A 1804-nucleotide genomic window follows, 5' to 3' on the forward strand; every position below is an offset into this window, starting at 1 on the left:
AGGGCTGTTCATGCCTAAAATTCTGATTTTATAGCTCATTGGACAAAATGGCAGAGCAATTGCTGCATATATCACTTTTAGGAGTTGTTTGTTCCTGTTTAGAAACTTGCTTAGTGCTGTGGTAAATTAAGATGGGTGTCATGTGAAATTATCATCATGGAGGTAACGACAACTTTGGAAATATGGGCGCCATTGCGACTCAAATGGGCGATGCGGCTATGTCCAAAGCCACGTTCACTACGTATGCCAATTTGAACATGAATATGATTAAGTCATGGATGAGTAAGCAGACCAGTGAGCAGATGGATATGGGGAATCCGCAGAGTATTGCAGCGGCGGGGGGAACGAGTTATAGTGATACCAATAAAAATGGGCCTTCAACTGACGCAACAAAACAAGATGAACCACCTAAAGACCACAATATAACCATAGTTGCTCACCTTGATAATGAAGATGACTGGATAGGTCATGCATTTGTAATCATGAGAAATGCTAAGGGCGAAGAAATAGCTAAAGGATACTGGCCTAAAGACAGTGCCGACGCCAAAGATTTCATATTGGGTACAGATATTGATGGTGCTGTATATGATGAGAAAGGTGATTATTATGAACGTTTTAACGAGTGGCTGAAGACTGGCAAGGACCCCGGCAAGCCAAACGGTCAGTTTGCGTATAAAAGCTTTGCGATTACAAGGCAGCAATATGGTGATGCGATGAAAGCTATGAAGGACTGGAGTGCAAACCCGTATTCATCAAGTAGAATGTGTGGAACCTTTGCAACTCACGTACTTTCAGCAAGTGGAAACAAGGTTTGGGACAGATGGCTTGACCCGCATCCAACACGATTATTTGAGCAATTCGGAGGCAAGTTTGAATAAGTTTTTAACTATTGTTTTCGCCAGCCTAATGGGCTTAGCATCTTGTAAAGGAGGAGCTATGGATTTACCTGTTGAAAGTACAATGGATATTAGTAATCAAAAGATTACGCTGAACTTCAATGGTGATGATAGTCAAACCCTGACAGTACTGGTCGAGCAAAAAACCGTAACCTTAAAAAGCAACAAGAAAAAATTCCGAAAATATTGGGACGATATTGCTAGTTTTTACCTTGTAAGCAAAGGGGGTCTCAAAGTATTGGTTATTAAATCACAAGATGGCAAAGAAGAGTTTGTTGGCATTATTTCACAAGAGTCATATGACAAACTGAAGCAAAAGTTGGGGCAAGAACTGAATTTTTTATAGATAACTCCTGAGAGAACTATAAGCTCACAGCTATAGTCAGGATCCCTGCGGGATCCTGACAACTTTCCCATCATCACAACTCCATTACTAGCAATTCTCACCCAGTTTAACCGTGTAAAGAAAACCTTCGTTTATGAAGCATTGCCATCATCATGGCTAATCATGGTCAAAACAGCCGATAATCTGTAAAGAAACTTGTAAAGAAATCAATGTTCAGTATACGATTGAGTTACTGTACACAAGGAGATTACATGCTTATTGGTTATCTGCTTTCAGTGCTTCAAAGCCAAGCTTAATCGGCTGACCTTGGTCATTGTTGTTGCGGTATATTAAATTGGATTGGCAACTCACTTTCGTATTCTTGGTTCTGAGCGCAAAGTAAAGAAGACACCCATCTTAAATTTGGCAAAAAAGTGAGTGTCGCCTATCTTTAAATAACGGTCAAAAGTTAGGCGTTCAATTCATGGCAACAGCACGAAGTAGGCAAGTTGGAAGAATTAAAGAAGACACCCATCTTAAATTTGGCAAAAAACTGAGTGTTGCCTATCTTTAAATAACGGTT

2 protein-coding genes are annotated in these 1804 nt (G+C 40.1%); both read left to right on the plus strand.

The window, feature by feature from the left end:
• Positions 1 to 218: 218 nt before the first annotated feature.
• On the plus strand, positions 219 to 878 hold the full coding sequence (locus N475_RS05850; RefSeq protein WP_155732546.1) for a hypothetical protein: 660 nt from the start codon (positions 219 to 221) through the stop codon (positions 876 to 878).
• A complete protein-coding gene (locus tag N475_RS05855; protein WP_155732547.1) occupies positions 871 to 1242 on the plus strand; it encodes a hypothetical protein in 372 nt (123 codons plus the stop codon). Before N475_RS05850 ends, N475_RS05855 begins: the two co-directional genes overlap by 8 nt.
• The last annotated feature ends 562 nt before the right edge of the window (positions 1243 to 1804 follow it).

It is taken from the genome of Pseudoalteromonas luteoviolacea DSM 6061, from assembly GCF_001625655.1.
GTDB classification, from domain to species: domain Bacteria; phylum Pseudomonadota; class Gammaproteobacteria; order Enterobacterales; family Alteromonadaceae; genus Pseudoalteromonas; species Pseudoalteromonas luteoviolacea.